Origin of the sequence: Mesorhizobium sangaii (genome assembly GCF_014207355.1) — a bacterium.
Lineage (GTDB): Bacteria > Pseudomonadota > Alphaproteobacteria > Rhizobiales > Rhizobiaceae > Mesorhizobium > Mesorhizobium sangaii.
This window is the reverse complement of the sequence record NZ_JACHEF010000010.1, coordinates 65060-91338: the sequence shown is the minus strand read 5'-3', so window position 1 is coordinate 91338 and position 26279 is coordinate 65060. Positions and strand designations below refer to the sequence as shown.

Here is a 26279-nt window from a genome sequence, read left to right as displayed (position 1 = left end):
GGCACCGACGATCGTCGACGGGATGATATTCATCAGGAAGCCAGTGACGGACTGCTCGTGGGCCTTGGCGGCATAGCTATTCACGGCCTGGATGTCGAGCGAGGCCGGATCGATGTTGAGGCCGGCGCCAGGCTGAACGACATTGGCGACGACAAGGCCAACGATAAGTGCCAGCGTCGAGAAGGTGAGGAAATAGACCATCGCCTTGCCGGCAACTCGGCCAACCTTCTGGAGATCGTTCATGCCGGCGATGCCGGTCGTAATTGTCAGGAAGATGACAGGCGCGATGATCATCTTGACAAGCTTGATGAAAGCATCACCGAGCGGCTTCGCGCTTTCGCCGATCCCCGGATAGAAATAGCCGAGTGCGACGCCGAGGGCGATGGCGGCAAGCACCTGCACGTAGGGCTTGGCGTAGAAGGCCTTGCGAGGCGCGGCGTCCGCGCTGCGGACATGTGGAGCTAACACCATTTCTCTCCCAACCGGATAGGGGCCGGGCTCTTCCTCCCATCCCGGGCTTCTCCCATCGCGGCGCTCCGGTCGAACGCTGCACCAACTCCGCCGCAAGCGTCGTGCCAAGTGGAAAACCCGCGCTCAATTGTGGGTGTTCCCCGTTCGGTCACGTAGTTTCAGCGAGGCTTGTGCGGTTTCCGCACTGGCTGCTTCCAGGCGAAATCCCGCACTCAAGGCTCGACATCGTCCGGTAGAAGAGGGAGGATTGACAAGGGAGCCTTGCACCCATTGCTTTTGCCTGGCAGAACGGCCGCTGGTCGGTATCTCTGACGTCCCGGTGTGCCCCTCGTTTCTTTGTCGTGTTTGCGACCGACCGTGCACCGGAGTGGAGGATTCCCTACACGAGCGTGCTCCTGCCGCGCTCCCGCTGCAGCCGAGTGTACCTCGAAGGGGCCGTCGGGAAGACCGATTGATTCCGCCGGTCCTGGCGCACAACGGTGATTCAGGAGATGCTTGGGAGCATGAACACTGAAGCCGCGCTCGATGACACCTTCGGGCCATGGCATGCGCCGCACCCTGTTCTATTGTCAAGGGCATCAATAGCGAGGGAACGGCTGCCGCGGTCAACTCAGCGAGCCGGACCAGGCGACGTCGGCAGCGAGTACCGCTTCCGCACCACTTATTGGGGCAATGGAAGCACGCAGACGCGCTCCGTACGCTCAGCGCGCCGGGCACCGCTGAGACGTCGGGGTAAGCATTTCTGCCGTTCGACATGGATAGGCCGGCAGATATCTGAATTGATGGAATTCTATCATGTCCTCCTACTTCCTTTCATAAATGAAAGGAAAGCTCGATTGACTAGCCACCCTCGTTCCCGCTCTGTAGTTTCCCGCTCTGTAGAGCAACGTGTGGTTGCGCTCGGGAGGAGCCTGAACCGTGCCCCACTTCAGTAAGGACAGCAAAGCCATGCATCAAGCGTCGCCTCCGGCATCTTTCGTGCTTGCCGCTCAACAGGGCCTGACCGATGCCCAAAACCGTGACCCACTTTTCATCCTATGGCAGGCAGCATGCCGGCTGCGGAAGCCGTGCTGCCGCCCACGCGGCGTCACGACTACCTGTGTCAACGTCTTAAGCGCTTCGATGAGTGGCTCCCACGCGCGAGCAAGCGCGCCAATCATGCGGCGGCCTGCGGGGCGAATAAACTCGTGCTGGTGCCGGGCGCGGGCCCCGACGCCATTTGACGAGGGCGTCTACGCCTCGGGACGTCGCTGGCCCAGATGGCGCGGCGTTGCTTTCGCGGCCCGAGATCGAGGATGACATGCTAAATCAGGATAATAATCGCCAATCTGAAGAAAGTGCTGAGCAGACGCCGTCATGCTGCATATCGCTTCAGGACGCGAAAAGGGATGACTCAGAATCCGCTATTCTGCCGTCGCGCGCGAGCGCGCTTGCCGGCATCTGGGAAATATTGAAAGCACTCCCCGCCCCCTCCGGGCTCGAAGTCACGCTGGCCAAGGTCGTAGATCTCCTGCGATCGTTTCTGCCGATGCGGCACGGCATCATCTCTCTCTTCGACGGTGATGGTGAACTGGAAAGCATCGTAGGCGCCGGCTGCAGCGAGAGCTGCAGTGAGCGCTACCGGATGTATCTGCCGCGGAAGGTAATCGACCAGATTGTGACGACGGACACGCCCCTGGTCACCGAGAACATTGCGGTTCATTCGGCTTTCACCGCCGCCGACATGGACGTGCTCGGGGTCTCGGACAACAAGCCAGTGTCCTTCATCGGCGTTCCCATTCGCGTCGATGCGAATATCGTGGGCACGCTGACCATCGACCACGTACTGGACAATGGCTCAAGACTTTGGCTCGATTACAACCTCTGTCTGCTCCCCCTAATAGCCGACCTGGTAGGACAGACAGTGAAGTTGCGTCGCTCTTTCGTGGGCGACCGCGAGCAACCGATGGCAGAGCAGGACTTGCTGCCAAAGCAGTTCTCCAAGCTCAAGCACCCGGCGCGGACGCGTAACCAGATTCACGTGGAGGGGATGATTGGCGACAGTTTGGCGTTGCGCGATCTGCTTGAGAAGGTCGCGGTCGTAGCCAAAGCGAAGATTGCGGTCCTGTTGCGAGGCGAATCCGGTACCGGGAAGGAGCTGGTCGCCAAGGCTATCCACGAGTTGTCGCCGCGCGCCAAGCAGCCCTTCATCAAGCTCAATTGCGCGGCGCTGCCCGAGACAGTCCTGGAATCCGAATTGTTCGGTCATGAGAAGGGTGCCTTCACCAGCGCGTTCAACTCGCGCAAGGGGCGCTTTGAGCGCGCCGACAAGGGGACGTTGTTCCTGGACGAGATCGGCGAGATCTCGCCCTCGTTCCAGGCAAAGCTCTTGCGCGTGCTGCAGGAGCAGGAGTTTGAGCGCGTCGGCGGCAACCAGACCATCAAAGTCGATGTTCGCATCATTGCCGCTACGAACAAGAACTTGGAAGAGGCAGTTGCCAGAAATGAGTTCCGTGCAGACCTGTATTACCGCATCAACGTGGTTCCCTTGCTGGTGCCGGCGCTACGCGAAAGGCGCAGTGATATTCCGCTCCTCGCAGCCGAGTTTCTCAAGAATTTCAACGATGAGAACGGCCGTATGCTGACCTTCGATCCCAGTGCGATTGAAGTGCTGCTAAACTGTGATTTTCCCGGCAACATTCGCGAGCTCGAAAACTGCGTGTATCGGACAGCGGTTCTGGCCGCGGGACCATCAATCGGGAGAGACGACTTAGCATGCTGCCAGGGCCAATGCTTCGCTGCGGCGCTGCATAAGATCAGATCTGGCAAACTCGCGCTGCAACCCCGGCCGATCGTGTCGGTGCCAGGGGTTCCGGCCATACCGCCGGCTGCTGCCGGGAGTTCTGCCGCCGTCGCAGTCCCGCCTGAGACCGCAGGGCAGCCGCCACTGGGCCCTGCCGGCCCAGTGCACTTAAATGGTGCGAGAACGACCGATGCCGAACGTGTCATCGCAGCCATGGAAAAATGTGGCTGGGTCCAGGCGAAGGCGGCACGCCTGCTTGGACTGACGCCGCGCCAGATTGGCTACGTGCTGAGGAAGTACGGGATCGAGATCAAGCGTCTTTGAAACAAACGACCGAAGCGAGTAGCTGGGACAAATCAAGCAAGGTGCTTTGGCGCATTGAGACGAGTGGATGCGGGGGCTCCCGCGTCAGTGCCAATTCTGATCCGATCGAAACAGCCCGCCTGACCCCACGGCCGTCTACGACGCACCTGGGTGTGAACGCAGCGCTATCATCGATGGTGCAGGCCATGTCTCGATCACCGGCTCGCGTTGGATGCACTGGGGCTGTAACGGAGAAAAATATATGTCTGATGCAAAACTGGAAACTGTGCTTTCCTCTCTTTCGCAAGTGGCGAGACAGTTAGATGTTCTGCTATCCGACAAACCGGCGCCGGATGCGAGTTGCGTCAAGCTAAATACGAACGAGAACCCGTTTCCGTTGCCGACAGTCATAATGCAAAGTGCGATGGCGGCTCTCGAACGGCAGTATCTGTACCCAGAAGACGACAACGTCAGCTTGAGGCAAGCGGCTTCCGAAGCCTACGGCGTCTCCAAGGATCAGGTGATCGCCGGTAACGGATCGTCTGAACTGCTCGGGCTTATCTACAGAGCTTTCCTTGCCCCGGGCGACAGCGTGGCGATGATGTCGCCAGGGTTTTCGTTCAACCGCAAACTTGCGATGTTGCAGGGCGCTCAATTTCTCGAAATCGGATGGGGCGAAGCTGTTTCCTTGCCAATAGCAGAATTGCTTTTCGGTCCTGCCAAAGACGCCAAGTTCATACTGTTGGCCAATCCGAACAATCCGACCGGAACGTTTGTTCCTGTGGCCGATATCGAACGCCTCGTAGATCAATCAGACCGCTTGATCGTCCTGGATGAGGCCTACGTCGACTTTGCACCAGATAATGGTCTGCGCCTCATCGATCGTTATTCGAACCTTCTGGTCTTAAGAACATTTTCGAAAAGCTATGCCGCCGCCGGCATTCGCGTCGGTTTCGGTTTCGGTCACCCTGAAATTATTGACAGGCTCCGCAACATCCAGAACGTGTTCAACATGAATGTGATCGGGCATGCGGTTGGTATCAGCATCCTTGCGCATCGCGCCGCCTATGCAGAGAACCACAGACACATCAAGCATGAACGACAGCGAGTGACCTTGGCGCTGTTGCAACTTGGATTTTCCGTAATACCTTCCCACGCAAATTTCTTGTTAGCCCGTGTGCCTGCGGGACAGGACGGCTCATGGTGGCAAGCAGCCTTGGAAAGGCAAAAGCTCCTTGTTGCCTTCTTTCCTGACAAAGGTTTGCAAAATTACATTCGCATCAGCATCGGTACAAAAGAACAGATGGATGCCTTTCTTGCGACCGCGAGAGATATTTCTGGGAGCTTAAAGACGCCAAGGTCCAGACGTTGGGCAGCATCAGGCTCTGCTTCCGCGCCACGCGCGCGATAATCCGAGCGATCACACACCTCTATATCTTTGAATTGCTTGATCATCGCAAGCAAGAGAACTTCCCGCGTTAAACTTGGAGAAATCGAGTGACAAACGCCTTTCCTTCAACCCTGACCTTCGGCATCTTCGATCACCTGGATGAGGACGGCCGCGATATCGCCCGACAATACGCGGATCGCCTGATGTTGGCAGAGGCGTGCGATCACCTCGGTTTCTATGCATATCATCTGGCAGAGCATCACTGTACCCCGCATGGGAGAGGTCCATCGCCGAACCTGTTCTTATCGAGCGTCGCCCAGCGCACCCAGCGCCTTCGTCTCGGCCCGTTGGTAATGCTACTTGCCCTTTATCATCCGCTGCGAGCGTTCGAAGAGATCTGTATGCTTGACCAATTGAGCGGTGGCAGGCTCGAACTCGGTATAGGACGCGGCTCTTTCCCCACCGAAGTGGGTTACTTCGGGATTGGTGCGGACGCGGCGCCAGGCCAGTATGCGGAAGCCAGCGAGATCCTTATTAATGCGATGAAGGGCGGCACGCTGTCCTATCAAGGGCGCCATTTTGAACTGAATGACGTCCCTTTGACGCTAAGACCTCATCAGCGGCCCCATCCGCCGACCTGGATCGCCACCAATCGACCCGAGCCGGCAAGCTGGGCCGCGGCTAATGGCGCAAATATCGCGTGCGTGGGACCTTCCTCTTCTGTTCGCAGAACTACTGATGCCTTCCGCGCCGGTCGAGAGCACAAAACTGAGGCGGACGATCGAGCACCATTTCTTGGATTGCTCCGAATGGTAGTGATTGGGCGTTCCGAAGCAGATGCGTATTCGCTCGCGGGACCTGCTTACGAACGATGGCTTAAGAGCTTCAAATTCCTTTACGACCTCAATGGCATCCCGACTCCACCAAACCTGCCGCTGACCTTCGATGCAGCAATCGAGAGTGAATTGTGCGTAGTAGGATCGGCAGCTTCTGTGCGAAAAGCTCTGCTTGGTCAGTTGGAAGAGGCAGGTGCCAACTACCTTCTTTGTCAACTGGCATTTGGGGATCTGCCGCTAGGTGCTTCCCTATACACCGCAACGACGATTCAATCCGAAATCATGGGTCAAGTCGGCTGACCATGAAATTCGCTGTCTGATTGGAGATTAAATCGTTGTCGAAGCGCTCCATGACGTGCCCGTGCAGTCTGCTGTTCGAGCGCTAGCAGCGCTTGGAGAAAGCGTTGGTACCGGTGCTGGTGGAAAGAGCGAGGGGTGTCGACGCGCGAGGCGAAAGGCGATCGTCACCGAGGAGCTGTGCGGCCACTCTTTCTCGGCCTCGACGGTGAGCGAGGAGGCTGCGCGGCGAACGCCGCGAGGTCAACGCCACCCCATTTTGCTGAACTTGACGCACATAACTTCCGCTCCTAGACCAAGGACAGCCCCGAGATGAAGACACGGAAGGCGGTACCCAACCCGCGGATGAGTGTCTGATCAACCGTCGTCTCTGAGTTCCACTTCTCGCCTCGTGCAGCTTCAGCCGATCCGCCTGCTCGCAACACCTACCAAGCAGCCGATCTCTCGCCCCAGTCTTGACAGGGAACATGAGAGCCGGTGTGAGGCGCTGAGCAGATCTAGGAGCGGCCGCGACGTCCCGGGGTCTTGCTTGGAGTAGCCATGCGGGACGCCTCCTGCAACATTATCTCCCGCATCCAGATGCTTGCCGGATCACTGTTGTGAAGGGTCGGCCATTGGAGGGTCTCGGTAAATCCGGGAAGTGGCAGCGGAAGGTCGACGATCTGCAGGGGGAATGTTTTTTCGAAATGCTTGACCAGCCGCAAGGGCATGGTCGCTATACGATCTGTGCCTGAGACCATAGGCGGGATCATGCTGAAGCCCTGCACGGCGACCTCGACACGTCTCTTAAGACCATGCTCAAGCAAAAACCATTCCTCGATGGAGGGCTTCAGCATACGCCCGAACTTGACCGAAACGTGCCTCATCGACATGTATCTCTCGAACGTAAGCTGGCGTGGCAGCTTCTTGTTCGTGGCGCAGCCCACGCACACGAGCGTCTCGTCGAACAGCGCCACTCTTGAATGCGCGCTCGACTTGAACAATTCCGGAAGAATTACAAAATCGACGTCACCGCGCCGGAAGAGCTCATCGGGGCTGGCGTCGATGGGCAGCAATTCGAAGCTGACGGCGGGTGCTTCCCGTGCAACACGCTCGACGACCTTTTCAAGAAACACGAGTGTGACGAAATCGGAAACAATGATCCTGAAGCGGCGGTCGGATTGAGCCGGGTTAAACGGCTCCCAAGAAATAATCGAGCCCTGGATGCGCAGGAGTGCGTCGCGAACTGCGGGGGCGAGTGTTTCCGCACGCGGTGTCAGAATACGTTCGCGGCCGCTCATGCTAAATAGTTCATCGTGGAAATAGTCACGCAGCCGGGCGACGGCCGCACTCATGGCCGGCTGGCTTAGGTTGATGCGGCGTGCCGCCGCCGTGAGGCCGCGCTCACTCAGCAGCGCGTCGAGCACGACGAGAAGATTCAGATCAAGCCCTTTGAAGCGCATGTCTTCAGTTATCCATAGCGTGAATGCGTTTCATCGAAACAAACGATTTTACCGATTTTGCTGAACGTCGCATAGGGAGATTGAAGAATGTAAGCCTAAAGGTAACTATCAATGTTTGCGCTGGCTCCGAGGAGCATTTTCCGGTGTACGCCGAACATCAACCGAGTCGCATGTCCATTGCGGCTAAGTTTCTTCGGTGATCTGCGCAAGCTAAATCGCGTCGGCTCGCCGCGACAAGCTCCCCTACGCGTAGGCGCTTACCTCAAGAAAACACCAACAAAGACGAGGTCTTTCCATGCACTCTGACGTGCGGTGGAGGTTGTGCTGGGAAAATGAGTTGCAACTGGCCGACCATGTCGAACTCTCCGACTTCTTCCGAAAGACCTATGCTGGGGCCGTCGACGTAAAGCCATTCGAAGGCGGCCGTAGTTGGGCCGGTGCGAGGCCGGAATTCCGCGCAATCGGCTACGACGCGCACGGCATAGCGGCCCACATTTGCATACTGCGGCGCTTCATCAAGGTTGGCGAGGTCGATCTATTAGTGGCCGAACTGGGGCTGTACGGGGTGCGTTCGGATCTTGAGGGATTCGGAATCAGCTTCTCAATGCATGCTGTGTATCCAGTGCTGCAGCAGCTTGGGGTTCCATTCGCTTTCGGCACGGTTCGGCACGCGATGCGGAACCATGTTGAGAGGGTCTGCCGAAACGGCCTGGCGGCCATTGTATCGGGCGTTCGCGTTCGGTCGACCCACCCAGAAGTGTATCCCGACCTGCCGCCCACGCGCGTGGAGGACGTGCTTGTCTTCGTTGTGCCGATTGGACGCTCGATGAGCGAGTGGCCATCCGGCACCCTGATTGATCGGAACGGTCCGGAGCTATGAAACATCTGGACTACATAAGCGAAGTGCCGAGTGAATGGGCTGGCACCGGCCGTCGCAGCGTCTATCTGACGTTTGACGACGGTCCCAATCCATTTTCTACACCGCAGATCCTTGATGTGCTGGCGCAAAATCGGGTGCCGGCGACGTTCTTCGTCATCGGCACCTACGCCGTAGAGCACCCGGATCTAATCCAACGAGTGATCGCAGAAGGGCACGAGGTGGGCAACCACACGATGACTCATCCGGATCTGTGCAAATGCGGCTTCGGCGAAGTGCAACGTGAAGTCTTTGAAGCGAACGGAGCCATCATGATGGCGTGCCCGCAGGCCTCGGTACGGTTCATTCGCGCGCCCTACGGTGCATGGAGCGAAGAAGTGTTCACGGCGTCAGAGACCGCCGGGCTGGCGGCGCTTCATTGGTCTGTAGACCCGCGAGACTGGTCTCGCCCCGGTACCGACGCGATTGTCGATGCAGTGCTCGCCGGCGTCCGGCCGGGTGCAATCGTTCTCTTGCACGACGGCTGCCCGCCCGACGAGTTGAGACAGGGCACTCAAGCCTGTCTGCGCGACCAGACCGCCCAGGCGCTCTCCCAGCTGATTCCGGCATTGAACGCTTGCGGATACGAAATTCGCGCCCTTCCACAACATCACTGAAAATTGCGAGATCCTATGGACCTGCTTGCCACAGCTAGTACTGTCGCCGTCTCGAGCTATGCGCTGCTGTCGGCTGCTTATAAAAGCATGCAGATGGCTTATGCTTTGCCTGTGGACCGTTCACCGGAGTCAGACAATTTGGTCGGTTTCGACCTTCTGTCGAGCGTGGATGTCATTGTCCCCTGCTTCAACGAGGATCCGAGCGCGCTCTCGGCGTGCCTGGCGTCCATTGCAAGCCAACAATATGCCGGAAAACTGCGGGTCTATGTGGTTGATGACGGTTCCTCAAATCGCGACGCTGTCGCACCGGTACACGGTGCCTTTGCGGGCGACCCGAGATTCAGCTTTATTTTGCTCGACAAGAATGTTGGCAAACGCAAAGCGCAGATCGCCGCGATACGCCGCTCATCTGGAGATTTGGTGCTGAACGTCGACTCGGACACGACACTCGCGTCAGACGTCGTCACAAAGCTTGCACTGAAGATGCAGGATCCAGCCGTCGGCGCGGCCATGGGCCAGTTGACGGCCAGCAACCGGAGCGACACTTGGTTGACCCGGTTGATCGATATGGAGTATTGGCTGGCTTGCAATGAGGAGCGAGCGGCACAGGCTCGCTTTGGTGCCGTTATGTGCTGCTGCGGCCCATGTGCAATGTACCGTCGCTCTGCACTCCTTTTGCTGCTGGATCAGTACGAGACGCAACTGTTTCGTGGGAAGCCAAGCGACTTCGGTGAGGATCGCCATCTCACCATCCTCATGCTGAAAGCAGGGCTTCGAACCGAATACGTTCCCGACGCCATCGCCGCAACGGTCGTTCCGGATCGGCTAGGGCCATATCTGCGCCAACAACTCCGCTGGGCTCGAAGCACGTTTCGGGACACGTTCCTTGCGCTGCGCCTATTGCCAAGCCTCGATCGCTATCTAACGCTGGATGTGGTCGGACAGAATCTCGGCCCGCTTTTGCTCGCCCTGTCGGTACTGGCTGGACTCGCGCAGCTCGCACTGACAGCCACAGTGCCTTGGTCGGCAGTTCTGATGATTGCAGCCATGACCATCATTCGGTGCAGCGTGGTAGCGTTTCGTGCTCGCCAGCTTCGATTTCTCGGTTTTTCTCTGCACACATTCATCAACGTCTTTCTCTTACTCCCCTTGAAAGCCTATGCGTTGTGCACATTGAGCAATAGCGATTGGCTGTCGCGCAAGGCGCCTACCCTAGCCAATGGAGGGGAAAAGCAGATCCTCATCAAAAACCCGATCGCCGGACCAAACGCTACAGGAGGTTCGGAAGTTGCTCACTCAATTCGCAGGACGGATCTTTCGCGCGGTTCTTCAGGCTTGGTGGAGTCTGAGAGCGTGCTCAGTGGCGAGTGATCGAGTGCGTTGGTTGGGTGGACAAGTCGTGAGCCTGGGCAAGAAATCAATTGATAGAGCGGAAAGGCGATCCGTAGCGGCTCGACCGCAATCGGTTCGAGTGGGAGCAACACACGCAAATGCTTCGGCTGTCACTTTCCCAATGAGCCGGCACAAATGGGATGCCTACTCTGGACCAGAACGCTCATCAGTGAGCGGCCGGCCGATCAGCTTCTTTTCAGCCTGAAATAGACGCATGTCAAACATAGCAATCAACCTTACCGGCGTAAACAAGTCCTTTGGCAACAAGCTCGTTGTGAATGGGCTGTCGCTCACCGTTGCGTCGGGAGAGTGCTTCGGCCTGCTGGGGCCGAACGGTGCCGGCAAGAGCACGATTGCGCGTATGGTCCTCGGCATGACACGGCCTGACGCGGGTCAGATCACGGTGCTCGGAGTGCCTGTGCCGGCACGGGCTCGCTTGGCACGCCAGGGCATCGGCGTGGTTCCCCAGTTCGACAACCTTGACCTGGAATTCACGGTACGCGAGAACCTGTTGGTGTTCGGGCGCTACTTCGGCATGAGCACACGCCAGATCAAAGCGGTCATCCCATCGCTCCTCGAGTTCGCCCGCCTTGAGAGCAAGGCGGATGCACGTGTCGCCGAACTATCGGGCGGCATGAAGCGGCGCCTGACGCTGGCACGTGCGCTGATCAACGATCCCCTTCTACTCGTAATGGACGAGCCGACCACGGGGCTCGACCCGCACGCGCGACACCTGATCTGGGAGCGCCTGCGTTTCCTGCTGGCGCGCGGCAAGACGATCCTTTTGACGACCCACTTCATGGAAGAGGCAGAGCGGCTGTGCGATCGGCTGTGCGTTCTCGAGCATGGACGCAACATTGCCGAAGGCAGCCCTCATGCCCTGATTGAGGAGCATATCGGATGCCACGTCATCGAGATCTTCGGCGGCAACCCACAGGAGCTGGGTTCGCTGATCAGGCCGTACGTTCAGCGCATCGAGGTGAGCGGCGAGACGCTCTTTTGCTATGCGCCCGATCCGGAGCAGGTGCGCGTGCAACTGCGCGGGCGCGCCGGTCTGCGGCTTCTGGAGCGTCCACCTAATCTGGAGGACGTTTTCTTGCGGCTGACCGGACGCGAGATGGAGAAGTGAACGATGGGTGAAGATTTTGCGGCGGCCCTACCCGCCAACGCGTGGAACTGGATTGCGGTGTGGCGCCGCAACTATCTATCATGGAAGAAGGCTGCACTTGCGTCAATTCTCGGTAACCTCGCCGATCCTATGATCTATCTTTTCGGACTCGGCACTGGCCTCGGAATGATGGTAGGTCGCGTTGAAGATACGTCGTACGTTGCTTTTTTGGCAGCCGGCATGGTCGCGACAAGCGCGATGACCGCGTCGACCTTCGAAACAATTTATGCGGCTTTCCCTCGCATGCGCGAACAGCGCACCTGGGAAGCAATCCTGTACACACAACTTACCCTCGGCGACATCGTTCTCGGTGAATTGGCGTGGGCAGCCACCAAGGCCTTTATGGCAGGTACGACAATTACGATTGTTGCCGCCACGCTGGGCTATGCGGCATGGCCGTCCGTCCTCTATGTGCTACCAGCCATCGCTCTCACTGGCTTCGCCTTTGCAAGCCTGGCGATGACCGTTACCGCGCTTGCGCCCAGTTACCACTATTTTGTATTCTACCAGTCGCTCTTCCTCACACCCATGCTGTTCCTGTCAGGCGCGGTCTTCCCGGTCACCCAATTGTCAGGCACCTTTCAGCAGGTAGCGCACTTTTTGCCGCTGGCACATTCGATCGACCTTATTCGTCCGGAAATGCTTGATCGCCAGGCTGGCGGCATCGCCCTGCATATCGCTGCGCTTTGCATGTACGCGGTGTTGCCGTTCTTCCTCTCGATGGTGCTGCTTCGCCGGCGCCTGATGCGTTGAGATAACTTCCGAGAGAAGGAGATCCGTGATGCAGTGCCACGAAGTTCGCGCGCAGGCGCATAATCATCCGGCCCATAGTTGGCCATTCGCTGCAAGCACCTCAAAGACGCTATCTCCGTTTTGCAGCCGACGTGCGACATTTCCACAGGAAAGTCCGCCTTACGGCGAGCGACATTGCAGCCCAGTCAGATGGAACAGTCTTGAGACGGGCAATTTGACTTTCTTGTCACGATAAATGGAGAACGAGATGATGGGACCGCGATCACAGATGATGGGTTCCGGCAAGGATCGGTTCGTCGTTTCTCGACGGCGCACCGGTTTTGGTGATTGCATTTGGTCGCTGGCGGCAGCTTGGTCCTACGCGCAGCGCACAGGGCGAACGCTAGCGATAGATTGGCGTGGCTCCTGTTATCTCGATCAACCCTTCACGAATGCGTTTCCGGTGTTCTTCGAACCAATTCAAGACATCGCTGGCGTACCGGTTATTTGCGACGACCAGGTCAACGAGCTCTCATTGCCTGGGCCATTCTTCCCGCCATGGTGGAATAAGCCATCGATCCACTGCGTTTTCCGCCCAGATGAACAGATTTTCCGAGAACGTGAAGAGCTGAGGGAGCTTTTCGAAGCCCAAGGTGACACTGAAGCCAACACAGTAGTATGCGATGCTTGCTTGATGTGGCGTTGCGATGTGGATGCCGAACTACAGATTTTTCGGAGTATCAAACCGAGGCCTGAAATTGAAGCTCGGATTGACGCCATCTACCAGGAGCACTTCAAGGATCACAGCATAATCGGGGTGCATGTCCGGCACGGCAACGGCGAAGATATTATGGAGCACGCTCCGTACTGGGCTGATCCGGAACTCGCCTTCCGGCAGGTATGCACGGCCATTCGCAAGGCTAAAGCGCTACCACATTCAAGACCTGTGAAGGTGTTCTTGTGTACTGACAGTGCGCAGGTGCGCCATGACTTGTCGGGCGTGATTCCCGATCTTTTCACTATTCCAAAACACTTCCAAGCGGATCGGGCCGGACCATTACACAGCGCGGCACTGGGCGTTAACGGCGGTTTTTCTGCGCTCGTCGAGATGTACCTCCTTGGGCGGTGCGATACCGTCATTCGCTTTCCGCCGACCAGCGCCTTCTCGCGCTATGCCCGCCTCTTCGCGCCACGTACTATTGAATTCGATTTGAACGATCCGGGTCGTTTGAGCTTAATTGACAACTCCTCCGAACATCTCCCGACTTGGTGAAAGTCCTGGCACCCCCGTCGACTCTGGTTCTGATGGGTAGACGCCCCTCGGCGATTCGGCGCTTTTGGTTTTCCGGCGAGACCAAGACCCGCCAGAAGAGGCGGAAAGCGAGAGTAAGCCATTGTGCCTACTGTCGAACTCCGGTCCACTGTTTGCCTGGAGCCGCCTGACCGTGATGACCAAATCCGTTGGCGAGGCCCGACCCAACAGTTTCGAATTCGAAACCTCGGCGCTGACCAAACCGTCCGGCTTTCGCGAATATGATGCGCGCTGGTGGTTCGGCCATCCGGCCTCGGAGGTGCCGCCCGAGCTTAATCTGATCGGCGTCCAGGCGCTTGGCATGGGGCTCGGCACGCTGATCCGCCGCCTCGGCGCCGGACCCGATATCGTCACCGGACATGACTTCCGTTCCTATTCGCTGTCGATCAAACTGGCGCTGGTCACCGGCCTGATGGCCGCCGGTGCAAAGGTGAGGGATATCGGCCTGGCGCTGTCGCCGATGGCTTATTTCGCCCAGTTCGCGCTGGAGACGCCGTCCGTCGCCATGGTCACCGCCTCGCACAACGAGAATGGCTGGACCGGCGTCAAGATGGGCGCGGCGCGGCCGCTGACCTTTGGTCCGGAAGAGATGAGCGCCTTGAAGGCGATCGTCCTGGCCGGCGACTTCGACCTCGCCGGCGGCGGCTCCTATGATTTCGTCCGCGATTTTCGCGCGACCTATCTCGACGACCTGACCCGCGACAAGCGCATCGCGCGAAAGCTGAAAGTGGTCGCCGCTTGCGGCAACGGCACTGCCGGTGCCTTTGCCCCGGAAGCGCTGCAGCGCATCGGCTGCGACGTGATCCCGCTCGATGTCGAGCTCGACCATACCTTCCCGCGCTACAATCCCAACCCCGAGGACATGAAGATGCTGCATGCCATCAGGGACAAGGTGCTGGAGACGGGCGCCGATGTCGGTCTCGGCTTCGACGGCGATGGCGACCGTTGCGGCGTCGTCGACAATGAAGGCAACGAGATTTTTGCCGACAAGGTGGGCGTCATGCTCGCGCGCGATATTTCGCTGCTCCACCCTGGCTCGACCTTCGTGGTCGACGTCAAGTCGACCGGCCTGTTCAACACCGACGCTGTCCTGCGCGCCAACGGCGCCGTCACCGACTACTGGAAGACCGGCCACTCCTACATCAAGCGCCGCGTCGCCGAGCTCGGCGCCGTCGCCGGCTTCGAAAAGTCAGGCCATTTCTTCTTCAATCCGCCCATCGGGCGCGGCTATGACGACGGGCTGGTCACCGCCATCGCCATCTGCCAGATGCTGGATCGCAGCCCCGGCAGTTCGATGGCCGACCTCTACCGGGCGCTGCCGCTGACCTTCGGCACCCCGACCATGTCGCCGCACTGCGCCGACGAAGTGAAGTATGGCGTGGTCGAGCGGGTGGTTGCCGATTTCCAGGCGATGCAGCGCGATGGCGTAAGCTTCGCTGGTCAGAAGATCATCGATCTGATCACCGTCAACGGCGTGCGCGTCGTCGCCGAGGACGGCACCTGGGGCCTGGTGCGGGCGTCGTCGAACAAGCCGGAGCTTGTCGTCGTCGTCGAGAGCCCGGTGTCGTCGCAGCGCCGCCGGCAGATGTTCGACGCCGTCGACGGCGTGCTGCGCCGCAGCCCCGAAGTCGGCGCCTACAACCAGACTTTCTAGTCGCGAGAGCCGAATGACCGAGCGGATCGTCAGTTTTGTCATCAGCGGCGGCGTCGGCTCGCGGCTCTGGCCGCTGTCGCGCCAGGACAATCCCAAACAGTTCCACGATCTGTCCGGCGATGGCTCCATGCTGGCCAAGACCTTGCGCCGGCTGACGGCAAAGCCGGAAGGCGAAACGCCGATCTTCCTGATCGCCTCGGAGCGTCATGCCGACCGCGTCCATGCCGATCTCGCCGGTCTCGATCTCGCCGGCGGCGGTCCGCTGTTCGAGCCGACCGGCCGCAACACGGCGGCCGCTGTCGCGCTGGCCAGCCTGCGCACGCTCTCCGAATATGGCGATGAGTTAGTGCTGGTGGTGCCCTCCGACCATGAGATTTCAACGCCTCACCAGTTCTGGGAGAGCATCGAGGCGGGCGCAGCGGCGGCCAGCGCCGGCCGGCTGGTGGTGTTCGGCATCAAGCCGACGCAGCCCGAAACAGGTTACGGCTATATCGAGGTCGCGACCGACCGGGACGGCGTGTTCGATGTCTCACGCTTCGTCGAGAAGCCCGATCTTGCAACGGCCCAGACCTATCTCGGGGCCGGTAGTTTCTACTGGAATACCGGTATCTTCCTGTTTCGCGCCGGCGCCATGCGCGATGCCTTCGCCGCTTTCGAGCCGAAAATCTGGCAGGCCACCGAAGCCGCCTACAAGGCGGCGACCAGCGATCTGTCCGGCCTCTATATGCCTCTGGAACTCTATTCGGCCATCCCTTCGACTTCGATCGACTACGCCGTCATGGAGTGTGCGAAGGATATCGCCATGGTGCCTGCCGGCTTCCGCTGGAACGATCTAGGTTCCTGGCAATCGCTGCTCGATGTCGGCCCCTCCGACAAAGAGGGAAACGTCATCGTCGGCGACGTCGTCGCCATCGATTGCGAGAACTCCTATATCCGCAGCGACGGTCGCCTGGTGTCGGCGATCGGGATGAAGGACGTCGCCATCGTCACGACGGTGGACGCAATCTTCGTTGCGCCGGTCAGCCACAGCCAGCACGTCAAGAAGATCGTCGAGCAGTTGGAAAAATCCGGCCGGTTGGAGACGAGATTCACGCCAGCGCATGACCGCGTCATCGACAGCGGTGCCTGGCGCCGTCGCGTACGTCACTGGCTGTTCGAGGAGACGCTGCCGCTGTGGTCGACATTGGGCGTCGATGAGCGCCATGGCGGCTTCCACGAGGCGCTGGCCTTCGACGGCTCGCCGGTGATGAAGCCTAAACGCATGCGCACGCAGGCGCGCCAGGTCTACGCCTTCGCGGTCGCCAAGGCGCGCGGCTGGGACGGCCCGGCCGAGCGGCTGATCGCCCACGGCATTGACTTCATGGCCGGAAAGGGTCGCACCGATAGAGGCGGCTGGGTGCGCACACTCAATGTCGACGGCTCGGTCGCCGATCCGGTTGAGGACGCCTACGATCATTCCTGCGTGCTCTTGGCCTTGGCGCATGCCCATATGTCCAACCATCCCGATGCCTTGCGGCTCGGCGAAGAGACTTTCGCTTTTCTTGATGCGCATCTCGAGGACAGCCGCATGACTGGCTTCCTCGACACCTTGGATGGTATGGGCGAACGGCGCTCCAACCCGCATATGCATCTGCTCGAAGCCTTCCTCGCTTGGCACCGGGCGACTGGCGAGCGCGCCCATCTGCGCCGTGCCTCGCGCATCATCGATCTCTTCCGCAGCCATTTCTTCGATGCCGAAAGCTGGACGGTCGGCGAATATTTCGACGACGGCTGGAAGTCGGCAAACAGCGAGAAAGCCACCTGGACCGAGCCCGGCCATCATTTCGAATGGGCTTCGCTGCTGGTCGATTTCGCCGACCGCAGTGGCCAGACCGAGCTCACCGCCTTTGCCCGCAAGCTCTATGCCTCGGCCGTCGCCAACGGCCTCAACCGCGCCACCGGCCTTGCCTACGGCGCCGTCTCGCGGCAGGGCCTGCCGCTCGACCGGGTGTCGCGCAGCTGGCCGCAGGCAGAGGCGATCAAGGCGGCGATTGCGCTTGATGATTCAGGCGGGCCCGACCTCAAGCCGGAGATTGAGGAGCGTGTCGGCCGTCTTTTCCGCTGGCACATCGATCCAGCGCCGCTCGGCCTATGGATCGACCGCATCGACGATCGCGGCCGCTCGCTCGCGTCAGAGGTGCCGGCCAGCATCTTCTATCATTTGGTCTGCGCACTGACTCAGTATTTGGACGGCACGGTAGAGAGGGAGAGCTGAGGGGCTGGAGTTGCCAATCTCCCCCGCAAAGCATTCCCACGGTGACTGCCGCCTTGCTGAAGGTAGCCTGAAAGCTGCGAGTCCTGGTGCAAGCACTGACGAGGCAGACGCGCTATACCGCCAAGCTGATGGTCCAGCTCCGCGACGCGCGAAGCGAAAGGCCTCGGCGCTCGGCGCCTCGATCCCCTCTTCCACAGCGTGGACAACCGCATCGAGACGATCCGCGTCGGCACGGCGCAGCCCCTGCGCGAGCCGACGTGCCCGGCCCTCCCCTCCGACAAGATCGCCTAGGTCGATCCGGCTTCGGCATCGAACGCCTTGGGGCGACAATCGCCGAGCCGCTCGTTTCCCGACACGCTCTTCATCGCTCGTTGCGGAGCAGAAGGCGGACGTTTCCACTCTCATCGATTCGATTCGATGCGAATCTCGGCACGGATCGTCTTTGCCGCATGGTGCCCGTGCAGCGGCGTGCCGGAACGACCCGTAAGGCGGACGGTGATGGCCATGGATGCCGGCGACACCTCGCCCGGTGATTGCCGCAGCCGGCAAGCATGCTGCCCAGGCCGGGGGCGATCGAGACGATTGCTGCTTCTGCGCGATCACCGTCCCGTCACGTTTACCTGGCGCGGCGTGCGCCGGACGTTGGAAACCGGTGCCGGGAGCTGTTGCGGGAGACGGCGCAGGCACATGAGATGCACATGAGATGGTTGTGCATGCCGGATCGATCAATCGCGACCATGTGCATATGCTGGTGTCGATCCCACCCAGCCTGTCGGTGTCTCGTGCGGTGCAACACCGGAAGGGGCGCAGTTCGCACAAGCTGCTGAGCGAGTTCGGGATACTGCGCCAGCGCTATTGGGCCAGCACCTTTGGGCGAGGGGCTATTGGGTGGTGAGCAGCGGGAATGTGACCGATGAGATGTTGGCCGAATACATCAAGAACCAGGTGCCACCCGAGCCAGGACAACTTCAATGTGACGTGAGTTCGCTCCCTGTCCGCCCAAGGGCGGACCCATCCGGCTTTAAGCCGTAACCTGAAGCCACCGCCCTACAGGCGGTAGAGAATTCACATCAAGCCGTTGAAGCATATCCGCGGCTATCCATTTCGTGGATGCGTTTCATTGAAACAAACGATTTCACCAATCTTGCGGAGCGTTGCATAGGAACAATTCAAGGATGAGCCCTAAGAATAGTTATCGATATTCGCGCTCGCTGGAGTGTTTTCTCGTGTACGCCGAACACCACTGAGGCGCATGTCCATGCGGCCAGATTCTTCCGCGCTCTGCGCAAGCTATATCGCGTTGGCTCGAGCCGACGAGGTTCCCCAAGTGCATAGGCGCTTACCCGATTTCGCGGGCAGCCGGCGGTGAACGTCGCATGCAGGCTGACCAGCTGCGTCCGAAATACAAACGTAAGCAGATGAGAATGAAGACATGAAAAAAGTCTATGTAGCGGGCCATCGCGGCCTTGTTGGATCCGCCACAGTAGGGGCCCTCGCGGCCTTAGAATCGTATGAAATAATAACGCGGACTCACGATGAACTGGATCTCTCCGATCGGACCGCGACCCGCGAGTTCTTTATGTCGCAAAGACCGGATTACGTCATTATGTGCGCCGCAAAGGTTGGTGGCATTCTTGCCAACGCAAGCTTTCCGGTTGATTTCCTTCATAACAATCTCGCGATTCAAGTCAGCGTTTTTGATGCCGCCCACGCATCCGGCGTCGAGCGGATGATCTTTCTTGGTAGCTCGTGTATCTACCCACGGGATTGCCCGCAACCGATACGAGAGGACTACCTACTATCCGGTCCGCTTGAAGCGACAAATCGTCCCTACGCTTTGGCAAAGATAGCAGGCGTTGAATCATGCTGGTCTTTCAACCGACAGTATCAGACGCGCTATCTCGCGTTGATGCCGACCAATTTGTACGGTCCCGGAGATAATTATCACCCCGACAACTCTCACGTTCTCCCTGCTCTGATGCGACGGTTTCATCAGGCCAGAATGAACGGTGACTCCTCGGTCGTGGTCTGGGGATCCGGAAGGCCCCGGCGAGAGTTCATGTACTCTTTGGATATAGGGGATGCCATTGCATTCCTGCTTGGCCTGCCGGATTCGGATTTTGGCGCCTTGACGGCTCCCGAGACCGCGCCTCTGATCAATGTTGGCGTTGGAGAGGACGTCACAATTCGCGAACTGGCGGAACTGATTAAGGCGACGGTCCGCTACGAGGGCGATTTGGTGTTCGACACGACGAAGCCGGACGGCACCCCGCGCAAGCTGCTGGACGTATCGCGCTTGCATACCCTTGGCGGGAAAGCCAAAACGTCTCTTGGTGCCGGATTGCAAGCGACGTACGAGGATTTTCTCCGCCATCATAAAGCTTGACGTTGGAGGAGCCGGAGTCTGGGCAGCCGTCACGAATCTCTCCGGTGCGGTTGTCGCGTCCGGACACTTTGTCGTCGATTCCTATGTGAAGAAGGTGTATCACCCAACCGGCGGGGTTGTGGGAGAAATCCTGGTGGGCGAAGGCGTCAGGTGAAAGCCGGCGACATCGTCATGCGGCTCGATGCCACCCAGACCCGCGCCAATCTCGCCATCGTCACCAAGCGACTCGATGAGCTGGCCGCCCCCGGTAGCACGGCTCAAAGCTGAGCGTGACGATCTGGCGGAGATCGCCTTCCCGAATGGCTGCTTGCCCGCAGACATGTTCCGGACGTAGCTTCGGCGATACAAATGAGACGCGGCTGTTCGAATTCCGCAGACAATCCCGCGAAGGGAGGCAGGCCCAGCTAGCGGAGCGCATTACCCAATATGAGCACGAGATGTAGGGACTCAAGGCGCAGGAGATTGCCTATGAAAAACGCATCGAGATTCTCCAAAAGGAAATCGCTGCCCTGAGTGGGTTGCGCGAACAAGGAATTGTCTCGGACCAACGCTTGAACAGCCTGAAGACGCAGGTGGTCACTTTCGGCGGCGAACGCGGTGAGAAGATCGCCTATCAGGCACAGTCGCCGGACGCATAACCGAAACGCGCCTGCAGATCGGGCAGATCAATCAGGATCTCAAGACGGAAGTCGGCCAGGAGCTCAGAGAGGTTCAGGCGCGCAAGTAGGGGAATATGTCGAGCGCAAGATGGCGGCTGAAGACCAAGTGCGACGGATCGATATTGTCGCGCCGCAATCCGGTGTCGTTCAGCCACTCGCGGTTCATACCGTCGGCGGAGTGATCACACCCCGCCGATCAGATTATGCTAATTGTGTGCCAGAAGGTGACGATCTCGTGCTGGAAGTACGGATCTCCCCCCAAGGACATCGATCAAATCCAGCTTGGCCACAAGGCCGTGCTGCGGATGTCGGCCTTCAATCTGAGAACCACGCCCCCCTGCGGTCGTATGGAGCGGCGAAACGCCAGGTCATGCTGCAGGTCGAGCACGATGGAAATCACGACCTCATCCAGGTCCCAGAGATCACGATGCGACGGTTTCTTACGCTGTAGTTGCTTGGCAAAGACAGGGCCCAACTTCCGACCCCATCGCCGGATGGTTTCACGAGAAACAATACAATAATGCCGCGTGCCATCAGCATCTCTTCGACCAGCCGTAAACCCAATGGAAAGCGAAAATAGAGCCAAACCGCCCGGGCGATGATATGTGACAGAAACTATGGTTCTTATAGTTGATGGTCGGCGAGCCCACCCTGCCGAATCTACAAGCGCGCCGTTAAACTGAAGTCAACGTGGCCGCACCATCTGTCATGCTACTGTGCGTGTGCTGGTACCTGCTTACAATCTCAGCCTTGAGGAGACGATGGCCGAACGCGGCCTATGCGTCGATCATTCCGTCGTGCATCGCTGGGTCGTGCACTTTTCGCCGCAACTGCTGGAGCGGTTCAACCGGCGCAAGCGATCCGTCACTGGCAGGTTATGGATGTGACCTACAGCAAGGTCCGCGGACCATGGATGTATCTCTATCGCGCCATCGACAGCGTCGGTGACACGGTGGAGTTGTCCCTTAACGAAAACCGTGACCTATCGGCGGCGAAGCGCTTCTTTCGTCAGGCTCTTACGCGCCATGGCCAACCGGATCGCATGATCATCGACGGCAGCCACACCAATCACGCGGCGATATGCCTCTGCGATGCGGAAACGCGGCTCCGGGATCGGTCACGGCGGTCGCTGAAGCCGATCCGCATCCGGCAGAGCCAATACCTTCCGGATCGAGAAGGATCACCGGCGCATCAAGTGCCGGATCCATCCATGCTTGGCTTCAGGTCGGTGGCAACCGCCACGACCATTTTGTCCCGCATCGAGATGATCCAGATGATGCGCAGACAACAGGCGAGGTACGCCTACAACCCAAACCCTTCGATCGCCGAGCAGTTCGAAATCCTCGCTGCCTTATAGGCAGGCAAAAACTCCTTGTTCACGGCCTACCTCAGAGTTTGCTACAGAACCGAAACCTTATGTAGGTTTTCTGTTCCGTAGGGGAATGCACGCCCCCAGAATAATGCGATGCGCCGATCGATCCAAAGGCTTGTTCGGTCACGATGATTTCGGAAAAGGCTCCGGCCTTCGCCGCAGCGGAGGCGGGACATCATTCCTTGGATGCCACCGCCGATGATCAGTAGTCATATCCCGCTGCCCATTTCTTCGGCCACGGGTTCGGGCCAGTTCTCGATGGAGGTACGGCTGATGAAGCCAGGGTGCTCGGGTTTCGCGCATGGCACGCGCCCCCGAAGGCTGTCGAGGATGCGACGCGCGCGCCAGGCCAGAAGGCTTAGGTTCGGATCGGCCAGCCCGCGCTGCCCGGGGCTCGCGTTCTGTACGAAGATGCGTCTGTAACGCGGTCCGTCCCAGCGCACCGAAAAATCCTCGCGAATGGCCAACTCATTGTCGATCTGCTCCAGCCGGTCCACGATCGGTTTCAAGAAATCTGGCAGGGCGTTCTGGTATCCAGTAGCCAGGATGACGATGTCGGCCGTGACTTCTTCGACCTCGTCCATGCCGTGCTGCAGGGTCAGCCTGTGACTTGCGCCGGCGTTGATGCAGTGCGAGACGGTGCAGCCCGGCCGCAGTGTGATGTCGCATTGGTTTGGCTCGAGAAATGCGTGGCGGTATAACGCCTGATAGATCGCGCGTAACGCGGTTTCCGAAATGCCGTCCGAGGCAAGCCCGAAACGACGCAAGAGCAGCTTGCGCTGCGACTCGCTCATCGCCGCGAAACGATCCGAAAAGCAGGGCATGAACAACTCGTTTGTGAACGGGCTGTTGTCCATGGGCAGGTAGTTTTCGCGCTGCGAGACCCAAGTGATCGATTGAGGCCGCCGTTCTTGCGGCAGGCCGACAAGGTGCAACAGCACCTCGGCTCCTGACTGGCCTCCGCCAACCACGCAAACATGCTTTTTCCGCACCTCAGGATGGATGTGCAGTAAAACAGATGAGTGGAACAGATTGCGTCCAGTCCAGCCTTGAAACTGAGGCGGTATTTGCGCCTGCTTGCCAATGCCGACCACAACATTTCGGGCGCCAAGAACCGCGTTATCCGTCCGAACCCGAAACTCGCCGTCAAAGCGGATTTCGCGCACCGTCTCGCCGCCGCGGACAAACGGGTTCTTATGGAAGGCCCAGTTCAGATATTGCTCGAACTCAGCTCTGAGCACGGCTTCGAACTGTGCGTTCAGGAAGTGGTACAGACGCCCGTTCTCGTACAGGTAGTTTACGAAAGTGTAGGCTGATCGCGGATTCACCAGCGTGACCAGATCCTTGAAGTGGCTGACCTGGAGTTCCGAGGATTCGAATGCGATGCCTGCATGCCAGCGGAAGTCGACCTGCCGATCCAGGAACAACGCCCCTTGCCCAATTTCTTCGTGTATCTGACACGCAAGACTCAAATTAGACGGCCCAGCGCCGACCCCAATGCAAGAAAGCTCCACTTGCTTTGCTCCTATTGGTGTTTCCCAAACTTAGCGGCATGTTCGCGGCGAATATCGGCCATAGCCATTGGGCTTACTCCCCCTCTCGTGGGCACTTTCGAGCCGCGGTCCCGACCGGATGTGCGAGTAAGCCAAAGACCTGCACGCCTCCGAGCCGTCGGTCTCAAGGTCGGCGACATCGACAGCGGGAGCGGCGTCATCCGGGTCTGGCACGGCACCGCTACGTGATGCTGTCGGGCGCATCTTACGGGGCTATTGGCGGCTGCCCCGACTGTAGGAATGGCTGTTTCCCGGCCGCGACGGAAGCGGTCCTTCCCTGTACAAGCCCTGTATTCGGCCTTCCGCCGGCCTGGCGGCACCCGACAGCGCAGTCTTCACGGCGGCGACGGCATTTTCGGTGAGCATGATCATGGGACGACGTCTCGCTGATGTGTTCGGAGACCCCCGTGCAAAGACCGAGCCAAAGACGAAAAACTTATTAAAGCAATGAGTTAGCTGATTTTCTGTGCAATCGGAAATCCGACACTGTCGGAAATCCGACATTGATTTGATGGCGGACGCTTCACGGCAGCGCCCCTCCCCCCGCTGCCGGGCATACGGGTCACGTACGACGGGGGTCGACCGAATTAAGCTTGGGCGCAGACTTAGAGACGGGAAGACGGAACTCGTCGAAGTAGTATGTGCAGCGCTTGTTGGACCGCCGGGTGTCCTAACATGCGCCAGAACCCCGTTGCCGAACCGGCGGCAACCGCTGCAACACGGCGGTGGGCCTCGGCAAGCCGCCGATTGATCGGCGGGCTCCGCAAGATCGGCGATCTCGCCGAAGAAGCTCAGCCTGCCCGAGGACTTCAGGACTGTGACGGGCGCCCGCATTTGGCTGGCGCGCCTCTCCTGGGTGCAACTCCAGGTGCGAGGAATCAGCCACCCGGACATGATGGCGCAGCAATCGGACAGCTTGCGGTTTCACTCTCTCGGACTCTCATCCACGCGGCGGGATGGGAGCCTTCTTACCGCGGCCCCACAGAATGAACGCTGAAAGGGCGAGCAGGATGATGTTGAGTGGTACGACCGAGGCTTCACCTCGCGATAAATGAAAGATTGTCGCTGCGATTTGCAGCAGCACACAACCGAGTGCAGCCAGAACGGTGAGGCGTGGCTGAATCCGAGTTAGCGCAGGCAACAGCACGCCAAATCCGCCCGCAATGTCGATGAGGCCCATAAGGTGCAGGAACCATGGGGGCACTGCGCCGGGCCAGACCCACATTGCCGCCAATTGTTCGACCGGCATGAACAGCTTCATGCCGCCAAACAGGGTAAAGGACGTGAAAACGAGCAATTGGGCGACCCACAGCCCGGCTCGCAGCGGCTTCCCTGCCGGCTGTGTAGGCGCAAAACTCAAGGTATTTGACATCCGATAACTCCATCAGGCTGAAAAGCAGCACCACCTCTCGGGGCGCAGGCAAGGTAGCCAGCACATACGCCGGCGGAGCGCGTTACTTCCTGCCTGTTCGAGTGATTTTAGATCGCAGCACCACCAAAGAAATCGATCAAATTTCGGTGTAGTTATTCAAATAAACTGATATAGTCGCTGTACACGGCGATCCGAGCGGAAATGGCCTGACGATCTGCGGCGCTGGTCCTTGCAGAGGCTTCTGGCCAACAATCGATGGAAGCGAAGTCAGAGTGACTGTGGGGCAGATGGCTACGCGCACTCGGCATCGGGAAGGTTGAATCGCGGGAATCTTGGATACTCTTTGAAAACGTCAGATCTTTGGGCATGACTATGGACGCGCTCACCCTCGATCAATTCCTGGTATTCGTCACGATCGTCGAAGAAGGCAGCTTTGCCGCAACTGCTCGCCGCATGAATCGGGCTCAGTCGGCCATCACCTATACAATTCAGAAATTGGAGGAACAGAGCGGGTTCCCTCTTTTTGATCGCTCCGCCTACCGCCCGGTTCTCACGGAAGCGGGCAAAGCCTTGTTGCCGCGCGCACGGCGGATTCTTGACGACGTCGCCGATTGGCGGCACCAGGCGCAAGGAATTTCAAACGGGCTCGAGGCAGAACTCACCCTGGCGGTTGTCTCCTACACGCCAGCGATCCTGCTGAGCCGTGTGCTTGGGGAATTCACCCAGGCTTTCCCTTTCGTTGAAATTCGCATCTTGACCGAAACCTTCGATGCTGCGGCCAAAGCCTTGCGCGACGGAACTGCTGACCTGGGTTTGCTTGCCGAGCGCCAACCTGATGAATTCGAACGGCGGGTGTGCGGTCGAATCGATCTGGTCCCGGTCGCGGCACCAACGCATCCGCTTGGCAAAATTGATGGGACGTTCAGCGCAACGATACTGCGTGACTACACCCAATTGGTTATCAGCCCGGCTCCCCAGTTTGACAGTGGGCGAGATTATGGCGTGCATGCAGCCAACCGGTGGCGCGTCAACGACCTTCAGACGAAATACGACCTCATCCTCGCCGGCGTCGGCTGGGGTTCAATGCCGCGATCACGGGTTGAGGGGGATATTGCCGCCGCACGGTTGATCGAGCTGAGACCAGAAAGCTGGGAGGGTTCTGATTTGATGCCAAGCTTCCCATTGGTTATCGCCTACAGGAAGGAAAAGGCACTGGGTCCCGCTGGAGCATGGCTGATCGAAAAATTTGTTTCCAAGTAGCCCGTCGCCACCTGCCATTACGCGTAACGTCATCCGGACGATTGTTTCCGAACATGGTTTTCGGACACGGAAGACGTTCGGGTTGCAGCCTAACGGCCACCGTTCACCGAC

The 26279-nt window shown here is 59.0% G+C and carries 18 protein-coding genes and 3 pseudogenes; 16 read left to right on the top strand and 5 right to left on the bottom strand.

What is annotated here, in order from left to right:
* A partial coding sequence (locus HNQ71_RS32035; RefSeq protein ID WP_184878037.1) for a cation:dicarboxylate symporter family transporter occupies window positions 1-471 on the bottom strand: 471 nt, incomplete at its 3' end.
* Window positions 472-1771: 1300 nt separating this feature from the next.
* Here HNQ71_RS32035 and nifA point away from each other — a divergent pair.
* The 3 genes from nifA (at window position 1772) to HNQ71_RS32020 (ending at window position 6082) form a co-directional block, all read left to right on the top strand.
* Window positions 1772-3577 (top strand): nif-specific transcriptional activator NifA, encoded by a 1806-nt coding sequence (gene nifA / locus HNQ71_RS32030; RefSeq protein WP_184878035.1) that lies wholly within the window; start codon window positions 1772-1774, stop codon window positions 3575-3577.
* Between the two features lie 241 nt (window positions 3578-3818).
* Window positions 3819-4967 (top strand): histidinol-phosphate transaminase, encoded by a 1149-nt coding sequence (gene hisC / locus HNQ71_RS32025; protein ID WP_184878033.1) that lies wholly within the window; start codon window positions 3819-3821, stop codon window positions 4965-4967.
* An 86-nt stretch (window positions 4968-5053) separates the two neighbouring features.
* A complete protein-coding gene (locus HNQ71_RS32020) occupies window positions 5054-6082 on the top strand; it encodes an LLM class flavin-dependent oxidoreductase (protein WP_184878031.1) in 1029 nt (342 codons plus the stop codon).
* Between the two features lie 494 nt (window positions 6083-6576).
* Here HNQ71_RS32020 and HNQ71_RS32015 read toward each other — a convergent pair whose 3' ends face one another.
* A complete protein-coding gene (locus tag HNQ71_RS32015) occupies window positions 6577-7521 on the bottom strand; it encodes a LysR family transcriptional regulator (protein WP_184878029.1) in 945 nt (314 codons plus the stop codon).
* 295 nt (window positions 7522-7816) lie between these two features.
* Between HNQ71_RS32015 and HNQ71_RS32010 the strand changes: the two genes are divergently transcribed.
* The 11 genes and pseudogenes from HNQ71_RS32010 to HNQ71_RS31960 all read left to right on the top strand — a co-directional run.
* Window positions 7817-8401 carry a NodA family N-acyltransferase gene (locus tag HNQ71_RS32010; protein ID WP_184878027.1) on the top strand — a complete coding sequence of 195 codons (585 nt, stop codon included), beginning with the start codon at window positions 7817-7819 and terminating at the stop codon, window positions 8399-8401.
* Window positions 8398-9054, top strand: a complete 657-nt coding sequence (nodB, locus tag HNQ71_RS32005; RefSeq protein ID WP_184878025.1) for a chitooligosaccharide deacetylase NodB — start codon at window positions 8398-8400, stop codon at window positions 9052-9054. The genes HNQ71_RS32010 and nodB overlap by 4 nt, the downstream gene beginning before the upstream one ends.
* Before the next feature lie 15 nt (window positions 9055-9069).
* On the top strand, window positions 9070-10425 hold the full coding sequence (nodC, locus tag HNQ71_RS32000) for a chitooligosaccharide synthase NodC (protein WP_184878023.1): 1356 nt from the start codon (window positions 9070-9072) through the stop codon (window positions 10423-10425).
* 235 nt (window positions 10426-10660) lie between these two features.
* Window positions 10661-11575 (top strand): nodulation factor ABC transporter ATP-binding protein NodI, encoded by a 915-nt coding sequence (gene nodI, locus HNQ71_RS31995; RefSeq protein WP_184878021.1) that lies wholly within the window; start codon window positions 10661-10663, stop codon window positions 11573-11575.
* A gap of 3 nt (window positions 11576-11578) precedes the next feature.
* Window positions 11579-12367 carry an ABC transporter permease gene (locus HNQ71_RS31990; protein ID WP_184878019.1) on the top strand — a complete coding sequence of 263 codons (789 nt, stop codon included), beginning with the start codon at window positions 11579-11581 and terminating at the stop codon, window positions 12365-12367.
* 247 nt (window positions 12368-12614) lie between these two features.
* Window positions 12615-13619, top strand: a complete 1005-nt coding sequence (locus HNQ71_RS31985) for a nodulation protein NodZ (protein ID WP_425492294.1) — start codon at window positions 12615-12617, stop codon at window positions 13617-13619.
* A 175-nt stretch (window positions 13620-13794) separates the two neighbouring features.
* Entirely contained in the window at window positions 13795-15312 is a 1518-nt protein-coding gene (locus tag HNQ71_RS31980) for a phosphomannomutase/phosphoglucomutase (RefSeq protein WP_184878017.1), read from the top strand.
* A gap of 13 nt (window positions 15313-15325) precedes the next feature.
* On the top strand, window positions 15326-17566 hold the full coding sequence (locus HNQ71_RS31975) for a mannose-1-phosphate guanylyltransferase/mannose-6-phosphate isomerase (protein ID WP_184878015.1): 2241 nt from the start codon (window positions 15326-15328) through the stop codon (window positions 17564-17566).
* A gap of 638 nt (window positions 17567-18204) precedes the next feature.
* Window positions 18205-18548, top strand: a pseudogene (gene tnpA, locus HNQ71_RS35940) (IS200/IS605 family transposase); the annotation flags it as partial.
* 450 nt (window positions 18549-18998) lie between these two features.
* Window positions 18999-19952, top strand: coding sequence for a GDP-L-fucose synthase family protein (locus HNQ71_RS31965; protein WP_184878013.1), 954 nt, complete (start codon window positions 18999-19001; stop codon window positions 19950-19952).
* Window positions 19900-20946, top strand: a pseudogene (locus tag HNQ71_RS31960) (HlyD family type I secretion periplasmic adaptor subunit); the annotation flags it as partial. The gene HNQ71_RS31965 and the pseudogene HNQ71_RS31960, both read left to right, overlap by 53 nt.
* 53 nt (window positions 20947-20999) lie before the next feature.
* Here the strand turns inward: HNQ71_RS31960 and HNQ71_RS31955 are convergent.
* Window positions 21000-21223 (bottom strand): annotated as a pseudogene (locus tag HNQ71_RS31955) (IS6 family transposase); the annotation flags it as partial.
* Window positions 21224-21494: 271 nt separating this feature from the next.
* On the opposite strand from HNQ71_RS31955, the gene HNQ71_RS31950 reads away from it, so the two are divergent.
* Window positions 21495-21968 (top strand): DDE-type integrase/transposase/recombinase, encoded by a 474-nt coding sequence (locus HNQ71_RS31950; protein WP_184878012.1) that lies wholly within the window; start codon window positions 21495-21497, stop codon window positions 21966-21968.
* 224 nt (window positions 21969-22192) lie between these two features.
* Here the strand turns inward: HNQ71_RS31950 and HNQ71_RS31945 are convergent, their stop codons facing one another.
* Complete coding sequence (locus HNQ71_RS31945) at window positions 22193-23497, bottom strand: SidA/IucD/PvdA family monooxygenase (RefSeq protein ID WP_184878010.1); 1305 nt, start codon at window positions 23495-23497, stop codon at window positions 22193-22195.
* Between the two features lie 979 nt (window positions 23498-24476).
* On the bottom strand, window positions 24477-24908 hold the full coding sequence (locus HNQ71_RS31940; protein ID WP_184878008.1) for a DoxX family protein: 432 nt from the start codon (window positions 24906-24908) through the stop codon (window positions 24477-24479).
* Window positions 24909-25280: 372 nt separating this feature from the next.
* Between HNQ71_RS31940 and HNQ71_RS31935 the strand changes: the two genes are divergently transcribed.
* A complete protein-coding gene (locus tag HNQ71_RS31935) occupies window positions 25281-26168 on the top strand; it encodes a LysR family transcriptional regulator (RefSeq protein WP_184878007.1) in 888 nt (295 codons plus the stop codon).
* Window positions 26169-26279 lie beyond the last annotated feature (111 nt).

Bases quoted from the DNA above. Each gene is read 5' to 3' on its own strand.
- HNQ71_RS31975 (WP_184878015.1), top strand. From the start codon at position 15,326: ATGACCGAGCGGATCGTCAGTTTTGTCATCAGCGGCGGCGTCGGCTCG.
- HNQ71_RS32015 (WP_184878029.1), bottom strand. From the start codon at position 7,521: ATGCGCTTCAAAGGGCTTGATCTGAATCTTCTCGTCGTGCTCGACGCG.
- nodB (WP_184878025.1), top strand. From the start codon at position 8,398: ATGAAACATCTGGACTACATAAGCGAAGTGCCGAGTGAATGGGCTGGC.
- HNQ71_RS31980 (WP_184878017.1), top strand. From the start codon at position 13,795: ATGACCAAATCCGTTGGCGAGGCCCGACCCAACAGTTTCGAATTCGAA.
- HNQ71_RS31985 (WP_425492294.1), top strand. From the start codon at position 12,615: ATGATGGGACCGCGATCACAGATGATGGGTTCCGGCAAGGATCGGTTC.
- HNQ71_RS32010 (WP_184878027.1), top strand. From the start codon at position 7,817: ATGCACTCTGACGTGCGGTGGAGGTTGTGCTGGGAAAATGAGTTGCAA.
- HNQ71_RS31940 (WP_184878008.1), bottom strand. From the start codon at position 24,908: ATGTCAAATACCTTGAGTTTTGCGCCTACACAGCCGGCAGGGAAGCCG.
- nodC (WP_184878023.1), top strand. From the start codon at position 9,070: ATGGACCTGCTTGCCACAGCTAGTACTGTCGCCGTCTCGAGCTATGCG.
- nifA (WP_184878035.1), top strand. From the start codon at position 1,772: ATGCTAAATCAGGATAATAATCGCCAATCTGAAGAAAGTGCTGAGCAG.
- hisC (WP_184878033.1), top strand. From the start codon at position 3,819: ATGTCTGATGCAAAACTGGAAACTGTGCTTTCCTCTCTTTCGCAAGTG.
- HNQ71_RS31990 (WP_184878019.1), top strand. From the start codon at position 11,579: ATGGGTGAAGATTTTGCGGCGGCCCTACCCGCCAACGCGTGGAACTGG.
- HNQ71_RS31965 (WP_184878013.1), top strand. From the start codon at position 18,999: ATGAAAAAAGTCTATGTAGCGGGCCATCGCGGCCTTGTTGGATCCGCC.
- nodI (WP_184878021.1), top strand. From the start codon at position 10,661: ATGTCAAACATAGCAATCAACCTTACCGGCGTAAACAAGTCCTTTGGC.
- HNQ71_RS31935 (WP_184878007.1), top strand. From the start codon at position 25,281: ATGGACGCGCTCACCCTCGATCAATTCCTGGTATTCGTCACGATCGTC.